The organism is Hymenobacter sp. YIM 151858-1 (assembly GCF_025979705.1).
In the GTDB taxonomy this organism is placed as follows: Bacteria; Bacteroidota; Bacteroidia; order Cytophagales; family Hymenobacteraceae; genus Solirubrum.
In genome coordinates, this window is the sequence record NZ_CP110136.1 from 639,266 (window position 1) to 654,685 (window position 15,420).

Below are 15,420 nucleotides of genomic sequence, written 5' to 3' on the forward strand. Positions count from 1 at the left end.
CAAAGATAACCCCGCCCGCACGCCCTAGGTGCCCGCCTGGCGTGCGGCCCCGGGCACCTAGGCCGGCAGCGTAATCACAAACTCGGTGTAGTGGCCCTCCTTGCTCTCGACGCTGATGTTGCCGCCGTGGCCTTTGGTTACGATGTCGTGGCTGAGCGAAAGGCCCAGGCCGGTGCCCTCGCCCACGGCTTTGGTGGTGAAGAAGGGCTCGAACACGCGCTGGCGCACGGCCTCGGGCATGCCCGTGCCGTTGTCGCGCACGCGCACCTCCACGCCCGCCGCGGTGCGCCGCGTGCTGATGCGCACTTCGGGCTGGTAGCCGTTGCCGGGGCTCAGGTGCTGGCGCTTGCGCACCGCAAAAAAGGCGTTCGTGAGCAGGTTCAGCAGCACGCGGCCCAAGTCGGGCGGCACAACCTGCACCTCGCCCAGGCTGGCGTCGAAATCGGTGGTGAGCGTAGCCCGGAAGTTGGGGTCCTGGGTTTGCACGCCTTCGTAGGCCAGGCGCAGGTATTCGGCGGCCAGGGCGTTCAGGTCGGTGGCTTCGCGCTGGCCGGTGCCCGAGCGGGAGTGCTCCAGCATGTCCTTGATGATAGACGACGCGCGCAGGCCGTGCTGGCTGATTTCCTGCAGGTTTTTCTTCAGGCCGGCCAAAATCTCCTGCTGCAGCGGTTGCCCGTTGTGGGCGTGGGCGCCTTGCTGCGGCATGCCGTCAATCATGGTGGTGCTCACCTCGGCAAAGCGCTTCATGAAGTTGAGCGGGTTTTGCAGCTCGTGCGCAATGCCGGCCGATACCTCGCCCACAAAAGCCCATTTTTCGGCGGCCACCAGCTGGTTTTGGGTTTGCCTGAGCTGCGCCAGCGTGCGTTTGTTGATATGCAGCTGGCGGTACAAAAACACCCCCAGCCCCGACACCAGCACCACCGCAAGCAGGGCAATAACCAGCAGGCGGTTGCGCTGGCGCAGGTGCAGCTCCTGAATGGCCTGCGCCTGCTGAAGCGCGGCAATGCGCGTGTTCTGGGCTTGCTCCACCCGCTCGCCCTCGTACTGCGCCACCAAAAACGCGCTTTGCTCCTGGTGCATCGAGTCGGTAAGGGCCAAATACAGCTCGGTGTACTGCTGCACCTGCGCGGGCTTTTGCTGCGCCGCGTAAAACCCGATGATGTCGCGCAGCACGCGGTAGCGCAAAATTTTCAGGCGGCCGGCCGTGGCTTTGGTATAAGCCCGGCGCCAGTGCTGCTCGGCCTGGCCGGCCTGCCGCGTGGCCTGGTAGTACTTGGCCCAGGTAGCATCAAGCAAAAACTCGCCCGGCCGGCCCGAAATGCGCAGCTGCAACGAATCGGCCAGGTACTGGGCGCGCTGCAGCATGGGCAGGGCCTCTTGCGGCCGGCCCAGGGCAATCGTCACGGCGCTTTTCTGAACCAGCGCGTAGGCCAGGCAAATTTGTTTCTGCAGCGGGTTTTGCGCCTGGGTTACTTCCTGCAGGTTCAGGTTGGCGTAGCGCAGCGCATCGGTCAGCTCGCCTTCCTGCAAGTACACCTTCGAGAGCGACTGCACCGTGTAAAAGCGCTGCAGCCCCTCCACGCCGTACTTATCCTCCAGCGCCATGGCTTGCCCCAGGTATTGCAGGGCCTTTTGGGCGTTGCCCCAGTCGGCGTAGAGCGAGCCGGCCACCATCAGCTCGTTTACGTGGTATTTCGGGTCGAACTGCTTGAATAAATCGGCGGCGCGCAGGCTGTAGCTGATGGCCTGGTTGTAGGCGCCCATGTGCCGGAAGTACCCGCTGATGACGAGGTAGCAGGAGGCGGTGTTTTCGAGCGAGTTGTGCAGGCGGTAGTAAGCCAGCTTGTCCCGAAAGTAGGCGTAGCGCTCCTGCGATTGGTGCAGGCGGTTGTAAAGCGGGGCCAGGTCGATGAGCAGGCGCGGAATGGGGTGTTCGAGCCGGTCGAACTCGGCAATGGCCTGCTTAATGATTTCGAGGGCCTGCTGGTCGTTGCCGCCTTTTTGCCACAGCACCACGCCCCGGCGCAGCAGCCGGTAGGGGGTATCGTCGAGTAGCTGCGTGCGGGCATTCAGGGCAAGCAGCTCGTCAATCATCGGCACGGCTTCTTCGCGCCCCCGAGCCTCGGTAAGCTCCACCAAATCGAGCAGGTGCACCAGGGTACGCATACGCGCACTGTCGGTTTGCTGCCGGGGCAGCGCCTTGCGCAGCGAGTCGTAACTGGTGACCCAGTAACTCCGGCCGGCATGGGCCGGCAAGGCACAAAAAAGTTGAATCAGCAGAACGCTGAAAAAGCAAAATGCAATAGCGCGCACAAACGGGTGGGGTAGCGGTAGTGGTGGCCGAATGCTCGGAGATTTATGCTAGCGGTTGTGTAACAATCATTTGCTGAAGAACCGGAAGCGGTAGCCGTATTCGGTAAGGAAAGCAGGGAGCAGAATCGGGTACAAAATAGAAGTTATTGGCAACAAAACAGGGCTTGGCTTTCGGCTAGCCGGGGCCGGTGCTGGCAGCAGCTTTCAGCTCGCGCCGCGCCACAGCAGGCGCGGCGCTATCGGTTGGCCGGGGCAGCCAAGTGGTCTTCAGCCGTGCGTACCGGGTTGGTTGGGATGGCAGCAGCGGGCACTTGGCCAGGCTGATAATTGCTAACGAGGTTTCCGTAGGTGTTTATTAGTTTATTGTAAATCAATGGAATAAACCAGAAGGGCTCAACTTCAGGCTTAATTAGCGCATGCGGCTTTGCTGCCTTCCGCAACCAAGCTAAGCATCACCTAGGACCTACATCCGCCGGTGGCAGTCCTCCTCATTTTCGGGCAACGCCACCGGCGCCCGCCCCAAGCCAGAATGAGCGCACTAAGCCCGCAAGCCCTAGGTGCCTGGGGGCCGCCCGGCATCGGGCACCTAGGGCCTGGTGCGGCCCGATTGAACCGACAGCCCGCGGCCTGCGTTCGGGGCCTTAAGTTTTGGTTGATGGAGCTTAAGATCAACAATTTAGCCGCTAACTCCTGCGCCAAAGCGCCGTACACGCACACCCTGCACAACATATTATCCGTACCATGCGCATGAAAAGCCACTACCTGTTGCTTGCCACTTTGGCCACTGCTGTTGCCTGCACCCGTACCGATCAGGTTCGTTCCACGCCCGATCGGGTGATTGATCGGGATAGTGTTTCGGCCAGCGCGGCCATAGCAGCCGATACGGCGGCGCCTGTTACGGCCTCGGCTGCGCCCACGGCGGCCCCGGCGCCCGCATCGGGCAAAAGCACCCTGAACCCGGCCGTGGTTGAGGCGGCCGCCAGCCTTACCGTGGCCCTCAACAACGATGCGCGGCGCCTGGCGGATGTGCGCACCACCGGCAACGCCGACCACGACTTTGCCGCCATGATGGCCGAGCACGCCGTGGGCGCCGTGGATCTGGCCCGCGTGCAGCTGCGCGATGGGAAAAGCCCCGAGCTGCGGCGCCTGGCCGAGCAGATTGTTGCCGAGCGCCCGGCCCAGGCCGAGCGTTTGCGCGTAACGGCCAAGCGCCTGGCGGGCGCGCGCCCCACCTACAACCCCCAGGACGCCACCGACCCCTACAAAGCCCGCCTGATTGGGGTGATGCGCATCATGAAGCAGCCGCTGGTGTCGTCGGAGAAGATTGACGTGGACTTTGCCCGGTTGCTGCGCATTCATACGCAAAGCGGCATTGCCCTCACCAACGCCGTAGTGGCCCACGGCCGCGATGCCGAGGTGAAAAAACTGGCCCAGCGCCTGGCTTCGGAGCAAACTGCCTCGCTGGCCCAGCTCGAAACTTGGCTGCAGCAAAACGAGCGGTAAGCCAACTCGGCGCCGCACGCCCCAAAGCCCGCCGGACGGCCACGCAAACCCTAGGTGCGTGGCCGTCCGGCGGGCTTTGGGGCGTGCGGTAAGGCTTAATCGTGGGCGGGCAGCACCAGCACGGGTACGGGGCTTAGCTGCATCAGCCGGTCGGTTACGCTGCGCTGAAACAGCTCGCCCAGCACGCTGTGCCGGCGGGCAATAAGCACCAGCAAATCGGCTTTGGTGGCCTCCACGGCTTGCAGCAGGCCGTGCGCGGTGGAGAGGTGCTGAAAGGCGCGGGTATGCACCTGCCGCGCGCCCTCGCAAAGCCCGCTTTGCTCTACCTGATACCGGGCGGCCAGGCAGTAATCGTCGGTTTCGATGATGGACACGTTCACCACCGTGAGGTCGGGCTCCAGCTCGGCCAGCAGCTGCCGGGCGCCGGTGGCGGCATCGTCGAGGCGGAAGGCGTCGCCGTCGGCGGCTATGGCTACCTGCGTGGGGCACGAGGTGCCGCGGTACGTTTCGGGTACCAGCAGCACCGGAAACCGGCCCGTGCGCAGCACCTGCAGCACGGCGGCGCTCAGCTCGGCCAGCTCGGTGGCGGCGCGGCCCACCACAAAGAGGGCGGGCTGGTAGCGCTTGGCCAGGTCGAGGGCGACATCGGGCTGCAGGCTGGGCACCAGCTCCACGCTGGTGGGCACGTACACCTCGTCGGCCAGGGCATTCAGGGCCATCAGCAGCTCGCCGTCGCGCTCGTGCGCATCGTGCAGCCACTCGGGGCCGGTGGCGTCGTCGTCGGCCAGGGCAGGCGCTTGCCGCACGTGCAGCAGCACCAGCTGCGCCCCCAGGGGCGCAGCCAGCTCGGCCGCGTACCGGATGGCGCGGTGCGCCGCCGGGAAAAAGTTGGTCAGCACAATCAGCGACAGCGGCGTGCCGAGGGGCGCGGCCAGCTTGGCGGGCTTGGGTTGGGCGGTAAGTTGTGGCATGGCTGGTATGGCTTGGCGGGTGTGGCTGGGCTGAAAATGCGCCTAAGTAGGTTACTGGGTGTGCAGCACCAGCACCGGTACGGGGCTGTGGCTCATTACCTGGGCCGTAACGCTGCGGTGAAACAAGCCGCCGAAAAAGGAGTGGGGCCGCGCCAGCACCACTACCATATCGGCCTGCAAATCGGCCACGGCTTGCACAATGCCTTCGGCGGGGTCTTCGTCGCGCACTTCGTACAGGCGGTTGTCGGGCACTTGCTCAAACAGGCCAGTGCGCCGCACGTAGGCCAGCGCCGCCCGCGCCTGGGCAGCGGCCGGTGGCCCATCGGGCGCTACGTGCACCACCGCCGGCTCGGCCTTGAGGGCCGCAAACAGGGCCTTCGTGTTCGTCGAGGTGTGTTTGAGCTGAAACGGGTGCTGATCAGCCGCTACCAGCACGCGCGTGGGCAGCTTGGGCTCGGGCAGCCGCTCGGGCACCAGCAGCAGCGGAAAGCGCACGGCCCGCAGCGAAGGCAGGGCCAGGTTACTCACGAGCCGGTCGAGGAAATTGTCGGTGTGCTCGCGGCCGGCCACCAGCAGCAGCGGCTGGTAGCGCTGCACGGCATCGGCTACTACCTCCGGAATGGTGTTGGCGGCCACGGCCACCTCGGCGGGTACGGGCAAGGTTTGGGCCAGCCGCTGCAAATGCTCCGTTACCTCTTGCTGGCTTTGGTAATACGCCTCCACGGGTACCGTTACGAGCGCGGTTTCGGTTACCAGCAAGGGGTCGTGGTAGAGGTGCAGCAGTACCAGGCGCGCCGAAAGCTGCCGGGCCAGGCCGGTGGCGTAGCGCAGGGCCGCCTCGGCGCCCGGCGAAAAGTCCATCAGCACGATCAGGGAAGCAGACATACGGGTGGTTGGTTGAGGAAGAGAGGGAAAACAACGAAGGGGCAACCGGGCAACGAGCGCGCCTACTCGGCGGCGGGCAGCAGCAGCACGGGCACGGGGCTTTCGGCCACCACCTGCGCCGTTACGCTACGATGGAACAGGCTGCCAAACAGGCTGCGGCGCCGCGCCACCAGCACCAGCAAATCGGCTTTTACCTCGTGGGCCGCCTGCAAAATGCCCGCCGCGGGTTCGGTGTGGTACACGGTGTGCACGCTGGTGGCGGGTATTTCGGAGCTGATGCCGGCGGCGCTGGTTAGTTTCAGCAGGCTTTCGGGCGTGGGCTCGGGCTCGTGCGGGGGCGCCACGTGCACCAGGCTGAGGCTGGCGCCCAGGCAGGTTTGCAGCCGCCGCACCAGGTCGTCGTGCTGCATCAGCGTAAAGGCGCTGTCGTCGATGGCAATGGCCAGGCGGCGCGGCGGCACGGTGCCCCAGCCCACGGTGGGCACCACCAGCAGCGGCCGGTGCACGGTGCGCATCAGATCCATGGTGGCGCCGGTTACCAGGTCGGAGGGGGTGTTGGCGGTGCCGGGGCGGCCCAGCACCAGCATCAGCGGGTGGTGGTGCTCCACCGATTCGCGAATGGCATCGGGCAGAAAGGCGTCGGAAATTTCGGCTACGGCGGGCACGGGCTGCTGCTCGGCCAGCTGCACCAGCTGATGCGCGGCCTTGTGCTCTTCGCGCCGGGTGCGGTGCGGGCCGTGCTCGGCCGGGTCGAGCAGGGCATCGTGCTGCACGTGCAGCAACACCAGCTGCGCACCCAGGGGCTCGGCCAGCTCGCCGGCGTACGAAAGCGCGCGGTTCGAAACGGCGAAGAAGTCGGTAAGAACGATGATGGAAGGAAAAGGCGTCATGGGGCTTGGGTGCTTGGTTAGCCGGCAGCCCGGCCGCGTGCGTTTGGAAAGCGTGACGTTGCGAATGTGCCGGCGGGGCCCGGCATCTGCCCCGAGGGGTGCGGCCCGGCCGCCCGCAGGAGCGGCGAGGCCCTAGGTGGGGCGGGCCGCTTTGGGCCCCAGGGGCTTAGGCCGCGTGGCTGTGCACGGGCGCGGCCGCGCGCCGGGTGGCGTGCCGGCGGGCGTGCTGCCGCGCGGGTTGCGGGCGGTGCAGCAGGTGGTGCTGCAGCAGCAGGGCCAGGTTGGCGGTGCGGGCCTTCAGCTCGTCGGCTTGGTGGCGCGGAAAGTGGGCATCCAGGGTTTCGGCCAGCACCTGCTGCCACCGCCCAAAGGCCGCCAGCAAGTGGGGCACGGGTTGCGGGCGCGGAAAAGGCCGGCCTTCGTAACAGCTGCCTTGCATGGCGCTTTCCCAAAACAGGTACACCAAATCGGGCTGCGGCACGCGCGCAAGGCTGGCCGCGTCGCCGAAAAGCGGGCGCAGCATGGCATCGAGGCTGATGCGGCGGTACAGGTCGTGTACGAAGGCTTTGGGATTGGCCGTGGGGCGCTGGCCCATGAGCGAAGCTAAAGCAGGCATGGTAACTGGTTGAGAGGAACAACACGCGTAAGCAAAAGCAACGGAACCCGGAGCGGCATCAGGCTCGCGGCGGCGCAAACGGGCAGAGGCGCCGCGCAAAGATTCAGCAGGCCAAAACCACCTGCGCCGCAGGGCAGATGATGCGATTCGGCGCTTTACAAATATGACATTCGCAGAGTACTAATACACTGATTTATGTCATTTTTTTGACAAAAACTTTACTGCTAGTTGCGCCGTGGTATAATAGGCGGCAACACCAGCGCCTGCCGGCGCCACGTCTTTCAGATGTTTCATACTCTCCGCCGTAATCCTGCCGTTCGGGCGCTGCTCGGGGGCTTGGTATTGCTGGGCGCGGCCGCCTTGCTGCTGGCCCTGCGCGGCACGCCCAACCCGGTAGCCTTGGTTTTGCCCGCGCTGGCGCCGCCCGCACCCGCCCCGCCCGATACGGCCCTGCAGCACCGGCTGCGCACGCAACTCACCGACTCCGCCGCTGCCCACCCGCACCTAGGGGCCTACGCCCAGGTGCAGGCCTTTTATGCCCGGCGCAACTTTGCCCCGGCCTGGCACGGTGCCGCCGGCCAGGCCGTGCCGCTGGCCGACTCTGCAACGCAGCTGCTTACCCGCGCCGCCGCGTACGGCCTCGACCGCCGCCACTACCACTTTGCTGCGCTGCAAGCCCTGCGCGACTCTTTGCCACAGCAGGCCGCCCCCAACCTAGGGCAGCAGGCCCGCACCGAGCTGCTGCTTACCGACGCTATGCTGCAGGTGTTGGCGCACGTGCAGCGCGGGCGCATGCGGGCCACCGCACCACCGGCCCCGGGCGGGCCGGAGCCCACGGGCCCGGTGGCCGGGCTGCAGCAGGCTTTGCAGGAGCAAGGTTTTGCCACCGTGCTGCGCCAAAGCCAACCCGCCAACCGCGAGTACCGGCAGCTGCAAGCCGCTTTGGCCAGCTGGCTGAGCGCGCAGCAGCAATGGGAGCCCGCGGAGCTATGGCAGCAGCCCCAGTTCAGCAGTGCCGCGTTCAGCCTGGAGCGTTGGCGCCAGGAGCCCATTTCCGATACGGCGTACGTGCTGATCAATTTGCCAGCCTACGAGCTGCAGGTAATCAGCCAGGGGCGGGTGGTGGCCACGCACCGCGTAGTTATCGGCAAGCCCGAAACCCCGTCGCCCACGCTCAGCAGCCGCATCGGCTACTTCACCACCGCGCCCGATTGGTACGTGCCGCGCTCCATTGCCACCCGCGAAATACTGCCCCGCCTGCAGCGCAACCCCGGGTACCTGGCCGAGCACAACTACGCGCTGTACTCCGAGCAAGGCGCCGTGCTTAATCCATACAGCATCAATTGGCAGCAGGTATCGGCCGCGCGGTTCCCGTACCTTATTCGGCAAAGCGCCGGCTGCGACAACGCCCTCGGCAACGTGGTGTTTCGGTTTGCCAACCCCTACGCCGTGTACCTGCACGATACCCCGGCCCGCGAGGCCTTTCGGGCACCCGAGCGCGCCTTTAGCCACGGCTGCATTCGGCTGGAGCACCCCATGCAGTTTGCGGCTTATCTGTTGCAGCGCGAGGGCCGCAGCAGCGCCCAGCTGCCCTCCGAGGCCGAGTGCGCCCGGCAGCCCCGGCCCCGGCATTACCACCTGCGCAAGCCGTTGCCCATTCATATTCGCTACGCCACCGGTGCCGCCGAGGGTGGGGAGCTGCGCACCTATGCCGACGTGTACGGCCGCGATGCCCGCCTGGCGCGCCTTTGGGCAACCCGGCCCCTGCAGTAGTCCGGCTGGGGTTGTGGTAATTTTAAGAGAAAGTAGTTGATTTTCAGTGCCGCAGCATCTAACTTATGGTTAGATGTTTAACTAAAAGCACCTACGGCTATGGACACGAATGTGGGAACTTTGGATCGGGAGATTCGGCTGGCGGTGGGCGCCGTTCTGATACTGATTGCGCTGCTGCCCATTGGCGCCAGCCAGCCGGTGTTGGTGCTGTTGCTGGTGTTCGGCGGTATCTTTTTGCTAACCGGCGGCGCTGCCTATTGCCCCATCTACGCCATCCTCGACATCTCGACGGAAGACGGCCGCGACGAGCTGGAGGTAACGCCCTAGGTAGCGCGCCTGCCACCCGCCTTGGGCAGCATGCAGGCAGCTATTCCTGGTTGCCCGGGCGCGGTTGATGCTCTTCCTGCCCGGCCCAAGTGCCTACCGCTGCTGTTGCAGTTTGCGCAAAAACTGCAGCATTTTGGGGTTGTCGTACTGCGCCATGCCCTCGTGCCGCGATACAATGTCGCCGTTGGGCGCGATGATGAACGTGGTGGGAATGGACTGCGTGTCGAACACCCTGGGTACGTCGCCCGCGAGGGTGTAAACAGGCATGGTAAAGCCGCGCCGCGCCACAAACTTGCGCACTTTCTCGGGGTTGTCGTCGACGGAAAGCAGAACCAGCGAAATGCGGTCGGTGCCGGGTTGCAGCTGCTCGTGCAGGCGCTGCAGGCTGGGCATCTCGGCCACGCACGGCGGGCACCACGTGGCCCACAAGTTCAGCACCACCACCCGGCCCCGCAGCTCACCTAGGGTAATGCGGCGGCCATCGAGCGTGCGCAGCGGCAACGAGTAATCGACTTTGGCCTCCGCGACCGGCGGCGTATCGGGCAGGGTAGGCGCCAGCAGACCGGTAGCCAGCACCGCTTGCTGCACCCGCCCGATTACCTCGGTGTGCCAGCCCGTGAGGTACAACGCCAGCGGAACCGTAACGAAAGCCGAACGGCGTAGCGGCCGCCAAAGGGTAGTGAGCAGGTTTCTCATCGATACTTAATTGCGGTAGCACGGCAATCGGTTCCGCGGCTCGCTAGCTGTTGCGGGGCAATTACGCATACGCACCTAGGGGCGCGTTGCGCAACCGAAGGTCGGCGTAGCCAACGGATTTCCGTGCTACACTTCGGCCAGCAGCGCCTGCACCTGCGCTTGCAAATCCTGCAACGAGCCCGTGTTGCGCAGCACGGCATCGTAGTGGGCGTAATTATCGAGGGCGGTTTCGCTGGGGTGGTTGTCGTCGCGGGTGCCGTCGCCGCGCTGCTGCAGCGGGTCGCCCTCAATGCGCCACACCACGCCGCCACGGCTCCGGATGGCCTCGGCCTCGTCGGGGAAGCGTAGGTCGGCTACCACCACGGGCTTGTCGGCGGGCAAGGCGGCCAGCAGGGCTTCAATCCAAACCTGCGGGCGCCACGCGCGCAGCGCGCCGCCTACTTGCTGCAGCAGTTCGCCGCGCGTTAGCCCAAAAACCGGCAGCAATTCGGCCTTGCCTTCCTGGCTGTAGTAGGGCTGCGTAGGCTCGGAAGCCAGTGCGGCGCTGACCGCCTTTATACCATCGCCAAAGGCCAGAATTTGCCAGTTGCGCTCGGGTTGCATTGCCTGAACCAGTTCGGCCACGGTGTTTTTGCCGCTGCCACGTTTGCCCGCAAGGCCAATCAGCTGAAGCATAGGGAGAATAGGGGAGTAGTGCTGAAGAAACAACTGCGTTGGGCAGTCGGCCGGGCTTTATTCCGCGGCGCAAGCTGCAAAGTTGCGCAAGCCTGGCTGAATTTTGGCCGGGCCGTTGTTGGCGCCCCCGCCCACACAACCCAGCCGCCGCAAGCGTAGTACATTGCACTACGCTATGCCCGAAAACACCCCTTACCGCCGCCCCGATCTGCTGCGCCTTTCGTACGACGATTACCGCGCCCTGCCCGCCATTGCCAACTCCGACCTCTCGAAGCTGCGCGATGCGCTTAACGGCCGACCCCGGCGCGAATCGGGTGGCAACTCGGCGCTTAGCTTCGGCACGGCTTTTCATACGGCCCTGCTCGAGCCCGACCAGTACGTGCCCAGCTACCCCGCCGTAAACGACACGCTGGTGTGGTGGCTGGTGGAGGGCGTGCGCCTGCGCGACGACCTGCGCGAAATGATCGACAACGGCGTGGCCGAGCCCAGCTGCGTGTTTACGGAGCCCATTACCGGCACCATGTGCAAGCTGCGCGCCGATTTGGTGTACAACGTGCCCGGTGAGCCCTACACCATCATCGATTTCAAAACCACCATTGCCCGCGACTACCACCACTTTGTGGCGCAATGCTCCGGCTACGACTACGACCGCCAGGCCGCGTTTTACTCCGATGCGCTGCGGGCGGAACGCTTCTTGCTGGTAGGGGTGCAGAAGGTAGAACCCTTCCACGTATTCGTGTTCGAAGTGCCGCCCCACATGCTCGAAGAAGGCCGCGCCAAATACCTGCGCTTGCTGCGCCTGCTCGACCCTAGCAAGCTGCCCGACTACCTGCACCCCTCCGTGCGCGAGGTGGTGCTGGAGCTGGGCCACACCCCGCCCGAGCAGGAAGACGACCCCGACACCACGCCCGATACCCTTGCCTGATCCGCCACCCCGGCGGCGGTTTTAGTTGCCCCACTGTTCACCTCCTCATCCGTACCACGATGCTTAAGCGAGATTTTCTGAAGAACGGTTTGCTGACGATTGTTGGCGCCATGGTAAGCCCCAGCCTGCTGGCCCACGCCCGCGACGAAAAGCTGCTGCGCGAAGCCCGCGCCACGCCCATTGCCGACGGCCCCTTTACGCTGCCGCCGCTGCCCTACGCCAACAATGCGCTGGAGCCGCACATCGACGCGCGTACCATGGAAATCCACCACGACGCCCACCACAAAACCTACGTGTCGAAGCTGAACGAGGCGGTGGCCGGTAAGCCGCTCGAGAAAATGTCGCTGGCGCAGCTGTTGGCCTCGGCTAGTAAGCAGCCCGATGCCGTGCGCAACAACGCCGGCGGCCACTGGAATCACTCGTTTTTTTGGCAGCTGATGGCCCAAAAGGGCGGCGGCCAACCCACCGGCGAGCTGGCCGCGGCCATCACCAAAGATTTTGGCTCGTTCGATAAGTTCAAGGAGGAGTTTGCCAAGGCTGCCACCGGCCGCTTCGGCTCGGGTTGGGCCTGGCTCATTCATGACCCCAAGGCCAACAAGCTGGCCATTACCTCCACGCCCAACCAGGACAACCCGCTGATGGACCTACCCGGCATTCAGCGCGGTACCCCGCTCATCGGCCTCGATGTGTGGGAGCACGCCTACTATCTCAAGTACCAGAACAAGCGGCCCGACTATGTGGCCGCTTTTTGGAACGTGGTAAACTGGAGCGAAGCCGGCAAGCGCTACGACGAAGCCCGCAAAGCCAAAGGCTGAGGCTGCACATAGCCCCTAGGTAAGAAGCCGCTCCTGATGGTTTGGGAGCGGTTTTTTGTTTTGAAATAATCCGGTAGCCGGGTCGTCTTAAGATGCGTCAGGCAAACCAGGCCGTCATGTCGAGCGCAGTCGAGGCATCTCGCGTGCTGGCGTTGGATAGCGACTGTCATCCTGAGCAAAGCGAAGGACCTCACCCCCAGCCCCTCTCCAGAAGAGAGGGGAGCAGATGCTATCTGGTGTCAGCACCCAGATGTCTCGGCTGCGCTCGACATGACAGCTGGGCCCTAGGTCGCCGTGGCTCCCCCTCTCTTTTGGAGAGGGGGCAGGGGGGGGAGGTCCCGATAAAGGCCTTCCTGCATCCGGATGATATGTGCCGGACCTAGGGGAGCAGCAATGCAAAGCAGGGTTAATTACAACCACTAATTATTGCGCTTGAAAAAAATATTGATGTCGATATGTTGCATTGCTACCCAAGCTTTATAATTTGGCCAAACAAAACGCCCTAAAAGCGCCAATCATGCTTCAGTTCGCCAACAGCCTCAATAATCAGAATCGGAATAATAATTCCGACGCTGGAAGGCTATTGGTCTGATGTACAGACGTAAAATCAGTAACTGATTTCAATAAGCCTTCCGAATTCGGGAGGCTTTTTTTTCGCCCATACGCGGCCAATAATGGGTTTTCGGCACCGAAAAAACATCGTGTTTTTTCGGTCCGGCGAAGCCTTGCCTGAACATTTCTAATTGCCGAATCCAAACACAATTCTTTAATCCAAAAACCACACATTTCGCATGGAAGCAACACTAGCCCCCGCCAAAGCCCAAAGCCCCGCCGGGCTGCTCAAAACCGAAGAATCCATTGGGTTCGTGAAGGACACGTTTGCCCGCGAGCTGGCCCGGCAACTGCAGCTTACCAAGGTGTCGTCGCCGATAGCAGTGCTCGACGGCACCGGCATCAACGACGACCTGAACGGCGTGGAGCGCCCGGTGTCGTTTCCGGTTAAAGCCCTGGCCGAGCGCCGCGCCGTGGTGGTGCACTCCCTGGCCAAATGGAAGCGCCTGCGCCTCACGGAGCTGGGCATACCGGTGGGCCGCGGCATCCTGACGGATATGCGCGCCCTGCGCCCCGACGAGGATTACTCGCCCATTCACTCGATCTACGTCGATCAGTGGGATTGGGAAAAGCACATTTTGCCCGAGCAGCGCACCGTGGCTTTTCTGAAGGAAACCGTGGAGAAAATTTACGACGCGCTGCGCACCACCGAGCTGCGCGTGGCCGAAGAGTACGCCGACGTGGTGCCCGTGCTGCCCGAGCAAATCACGTTTATCCATGCCGAGGAGCTGCTGCAGCGCTACCCCACGCTCACGGTAAAGGAGCGCGAAACCGCCGCGGCCCGCGAGTACGGCGCGGTGTTTATCGTGGGTATTGGCGGCGAGCTAAGCCACGGCGAAAGCCACGACGGCCGCGCCCCCGATTACGACGACTGGAGCACCGAAACCGCTCCCGGCCGGCGCGGCCTGAACGGCGACATCGTGCTGTGGCACCCGGTGCTGCAATCGGCGTTTGAGGTATCGTCGATGGGTATTCGGGTGGATAAGGCGGCTTTGCTGCGCCAGCTGGCGCTGCGCGGCTGTCCCGAGCGCGCGGCCCTAGGTTTCCATAGCCTGTTGCTGGCCGGGCAGCTGACGGAAAGCATCGGCGGCGGAATTGGGCAATCGAGGGTGTGCATGTTTATGTTGCGCAAGGCGCACATCGGCGAGGTGCAGGTAAGCATCTGGCCCGAAGCCGTGCGGCAGGAGCTAAGCAGCGCGGGCGTGGCACTGCTGTAGGCCACGGGTAATTGTTGGGTTGACAATGCGAGGGTATGCCGGCTACGGCGGGTGCACCCTCGCATGCTGCTGCCTAGGTGCTGATTTACAGTTGCAAACGCATTGGGGTCGGGCCGCTGGCTAAATCGGTTTCGAGAACGAGAAGGGCAAGAAATGCTGACTAAAAATGCAGCTGATGGCAAGCTTTATTAAACGAAGCCCGCGTTTTGGCCGTATCAGGCAGCCAAGCTAACCATACGACACTCTAGCTATGAATCAACCGCAATCCTCTTCGAACACCGGCGCACAAACGGGCGCCCACTCGCAATCCGACAACAACACGCAGGCCGGCGGCTCGCTGCTGAACCAGGCCCAAAACTGGCTTAGCCAAGGCCGCGACCTGGTGGGCCAGCTGCCCGCGCCGGTACGCAACGTAGGCACCAACCTGGGCTCCAGCATTGGTCGCCTCAGCACCACCCAAAAGGTAGTGGGCGGTGCGCTGCTGGCCCTGGGCGTAGGTTATTTTGCTACCCGCGGCCGCACCGGCGGGCAGCGCGGCACGGCTGCCACTCTGCAGGAGTTGCTCTTGTTCGTGAACGACCGCATCGAGGGCTACCAGCGCGCCGTGGATGAAAGCACCGACGCCGAGCTGCGCGGCTACTACAAGCAACTGGTAAGCCAGAGCCAGCGCTTTGCCGGTATTCTCAACGACTACCTGCGCGAGGAAGGCGGCACCCGCGAAACCAAAACCACCCTGAAAGGCAAGGTGTACCGCGCCTTCATGGAGGCCAAAGCCGCCGTTACCGGCTACGACGAACAAGCCATTCTGGGCTCGAACATCTACGGCGAAGAGTGGGCCATCAAAGCCTACAAAGAGGCCCTGGCCGACCAAACCCTCACCGGCGAGCTGCGCCATGAGGTACAGCGCCAGTACGATCAGTCGCTGAAAACCTACGAGCGCCTGAAGCAGTTGAAAGAGCAAACCAACAAGCACTAAGCAGCGCCCTAGGTGCCTGAATTACAACGCCCCACCTGCCAGGCAGGTGGGGCGTTGTGCGTTGGTACATTGTCATCCTGAGCCCAAGCGAAGGACCTCCTCACGTCAGGACCTCACGGGACCCCTTCGGGGCCCGGCCCCCTCTCCAAAAGAGAGGGGGAGCCTGACGACCTAGGGCTCGGCTGTCATGTCGAGTAAAGCGAGACATCTGGCGCGCCTACTCTTG

Annotated in this window: 14 protein-coding genes; 7 read left to right on the forward strand and 7 right to left on the reverse strand. The window is 63.9% G+C overall.

Annotation, left to right across the window (positions count from 1 at the left end; all coding sequences use genetic code 11):
• Positions 1 to 57: 57 nt before the first annotated feature.
• On the reverse strand, positions 58 to 2,166 hold the full coding sequence (locus OIS50_RS02625) for an ATP-binding protein (protein WP_264692777.1): 2,109 nt from the start codon (positions 2,164 to 2,166) through the stop codon (positions 58 to 60).
• A gap of 894 nt (positions 2,167 to 3,060) precedes the next feature.
• Here OIS50_RS02625 and OIS50_RS02630 point away from each other — a divergent pair.
• Positions 3,061 to 3,816 carry a DUF305 domain-containing protein gene (locus tag OIS50_RS02630; RefSeq protein WP_264692778.1) on the forward strand — a complete coding sequence of 252 codons (756 nt, stop codon included), beginning with the start codon at positions 3,061 to 3,063 and terminating at the stop codon, positions 3,814 to 3,816.
• 95 nt (positions 3,817 to 3,911) lie between these two features.
• Here OIS50_RS02630 and OIS50_RS02635 read toward each other — a convergent pair whose 3' ends face one another.
• The 4 genes from OIS50_RS02635 to OIS50_RS02650 form a co-directional block, all read right to left on the reverse strand.
• On the reverse strand, positions 3,912 to 4,787 hold the full coding sequence (locus tag OIS50_RS02635) for a universal stress protein (RefSeq protein WP_264692779.1): 876 nt from the start codon (positions 4,785 to 4,787) through the stop codon (positions 3,912 to 3,914).
• A 51-nt stretch (positions 4,788 to 4,838) separates the two neighbouring features.
• On the reverse strand, positions 4,839 to 5,672 hold the full coding sequence (locus OIS50_RS02640) for a universal stress protein (protein ID WP_264692780.1): 834 nt from the start codon (positions 5,670 to 5,672) through the stop codon (positions 4,839 to 4,841).
• Between the two features lie 62 nt (positions 5,673 to 5,734).
• Positions 5,735 to 6,562 carry a universal stress protein gene (locus OIS50_RS02645; RefSeq protein ID WP_264692781.1) on the reverse strand — a complete coding sequence of 276 codons (828 nt, stop codon included), beginning with the start codon at positions 6,560 to 6,562 and terminating at the stop codon, positions 5,735 to 5,737.
• Positions 6,563 to 6,728: 166 nt separating this feature from the next.
• Positions 6,729 to 7,178, reverse strand: a complete 450-nt coding sequence (locus tag OIS50_RS02650) for a globin family protein (protein ID WP_264692782.1) — start codon at positions 7,176 to 7,178, stop codon at positions 6,729 to 6,731.
• Between the two features lie 285 nt (positions 7,179 to 7,463).
• Here OIS50_RS02650 and OIS50_RS02655 point away from each other — a divergent pair, with 285 nt between their 5' ends.
• Positions 7,464 to 8,951: a L,D-transpeptidase scaffold domain-containing protein gene (locus tag OIS50_RS02655; RefSeq protein WP_264692783.1), complete on the forward strand. Its 1,488-nt coding sequence runs from the start codon at positions 7,464 to 7,466 to the stop codon at positions 8,949 to 8,951.
• A gap of 99 nt (positions 8,952 to 9,050) precedes the next feature.
• A complete protein-coding gene (locus OIS50_RS02660; RefSeq protein ID WP_264692784.1) occupies positions 9,051 to 9,278 on the forward strand; it encodes a YgaP family membrane protein in 228 nt (75 codons plus the stop codon).
• Positions 9,279 to 9,371: 93 nt separating this feature from the next.
• Here OIS50_RS02660 and OIS50_RS02665 read toward each other — a convergent pair whose 3' ends face one another.
• Positions 9,372 to 9,974 carry a TlpA family protein disulfide reductase gene (locus tag OIS50_RS02665; RefSeq protein ID WP_264692785.1) on the reverse strand — a complete coding sequence of 201 codons (603 nt, stop codon included), beginning with the start codon at positions 9,972 to 9,974 and terminating at the stop codon, positions 9,372 to 9,374.
• A gap of 126 nt (positions 9,975 to 10,100) precedes the next feature.
• Complete coding sequence (locus OIS50_RS02670; RefSeq protein ID WP_264692786.1) at positions 10,101 to 10,649, reverse strand: nucleoside/nucleotide kinase family protein; 549 nt, start codon at positions 10,647 to 10,649, stop codon at positions 10,101 to 10,103.
• A gap of 175 nt (positions 10,650 to 10,824) precedes the next feature.
• On the opposite strand from OIS50_RS02670, the gene OIS50_RS02675 reads away from it, so the two are divergent.
• The 4 genes from OIS50_RS02675 to OIS50_RS02690 all read left to right on the forward strand — a co-directional run bounded on the left by OIS50_RS02675 (position 10,825) and on the right by OIS50_RS02690 (position 15,194).
• Entirely contained in the window at positions 10,825 to 11,574 is a 750-nt protein-coding gene (locus tag OIS50_RS02675; protein ID WP_264692787.1) for a PD-(D/E)XK nuclease-like domain-containing protein, read from the forward strand.
• Positions 11,575 to 11,633: 59 nt separating this feature from the next.
• Positions 11,634 to 12,389: a superoxide dismutase gene (locus OIS50_RS02680; RefSeq protein WP_264692788.1), complete on the forward strand. Its 756-nt coding sequence runs from the start codon at positions 11,634 to 11,636 to the stop codon at positions 12,387 to 12,389.
• A 791-nt stretch (positions 12,390 to 13,180) separates the two neighbouring features.
• Positions 13,181 to 14,218: an aspartate--ammonia ligase gene (gene asnA / locus OIS50_RS02685; protein ID WP_264692789.1), complete on the forward strand. Its 1,038-nt coding sequence runs from the start codon at positions 13,181 to 13,183 to the stop codon at positions 14,216 to 14,218.
• 250 nt (positions 14,219 to 14,468) lie between these two features.
• The gene (locus OIS50_RS02690) at positions 14,469 to 15,194 is read left to right on the forward strand and encodes a PA2169 family four-helix-bundle protein (protein ID WP_264692790.1); all 726 of its coding nucleotides are present in this window, start codon (positions 14,469 to 14,471) and stop codon (positions 15,192 to 15,194) included.
• Positions 15,195 to 15,420: the final 226 nt, after the last annotated feature.

What these genes read in the sequence shown, in the direction of transcription:
- OIS50_RS02680 (WP_264692788.1), top strand. Translation starts at nt 11,634, where the DNA reads ATGCTTAAGCGAGATTTTCTGAAGAACGGTTTGCTGACGATTGTTGGC.
- OIS50_RS02665 (WP_264692785.1), bottom strand. Translation starts at nt 9,974, where the DNA reads ATGAGAAACCTGCTCACTACCCTTTGGCGGCCGCTACGCCGTTCGGCT.
- OIS50_RS02660 (WP_264692784.1), top strand. Translation starts at nt 9,051, where the DNA reads ATGGACACGAATGTGGGAACTTTGGATCGGGAGATTCGGCTGGCGGTG.
- OIS50_RS02640 (WP_264692780.1), bottom strand. Translation starts at nt 5,672, where the DNA reads ATGTCTGCTTCCCTGATCGTGCTGATGGACTTTTCGCCGGGCGCCGAG.
- OIS50_RS02625 (WP_264692777.1), bottom strand. Translation starts at nt 2,166, where the DNA reads ATGCGTACCCTGGTGCACCTGCTCGATTTGGTGGAGCTTACCGAGGCT.
- OIS50_RS02675 (WP_264692787.1), top strand. Translation starts at nt 10,825, where the DNA reads ATGCCCGAAAACACCCCTTACCGCCGCCCCGATCTGCTGCGCCTTTCG.
- asnA (WP_264692789.1), top strand. Translation starts at nt 13,181, where the DNA reads ATGGAAGCAACACTAGCCCCCGCCAAAGCCCAAAGCCCCGCCGGGCTG.
- OIS50_RS02630 (WP_264692778.1), top strand. Translation starts at nt 3,061, where the DNA reads ATGAAAAGCCACTACCTGTTGCTTGCCACTTTGGCCACTGCTGTTGCC.
- OIS50_RS02635 (WP_264692779.1), bottom strand. Translation starts at nt 4,787, where the DNA reads ATGCCACAACTTACCGCCCAACCCAAGCCCGCCAAGCTGGCCGCGCCC.
- OIS50_RS02655 (WP_264692783.1), top strand. Translation starts at nt 7,464, where the DNA reads ATGTTTCATACTCTCCGCCGTAATCCTGCCGTTCGGGCGCTGCTCGGG.
- OIS50_RS02670 (WP_264692786.1), bottom strand. Translation starts at nt 10,649, where the DNA reads ATGCTTCAGCTGATTGGCCTTGCGGGCAAACGTGGCAGCGGCAAAAAC.
- OIS50_RS02690 (WP_264692790.1), top strand. Translation starts at nt 14,469, where the DNA reads ATGAATCAACCGCAATCCTCTTCGAACACCGGCGCACAAACGGGCGCC.
- OIS50_RS02650 (WP_264692782.1), bottom strand. Translation starts at nt 7,178, where the DNA reads ATGCCTGCTTTAGCTTCGCTCATGGGCCAGCGCCCCACGGCCAATCCC.
- OIS50_RS02645 (WP_264692781.1), bottom strand. Translation starts at nt 6,562, where the DNA reads ATGACGCCTTTTCCTTCCATCATCGTTCTTACCGACTTCTTCGCCGTT.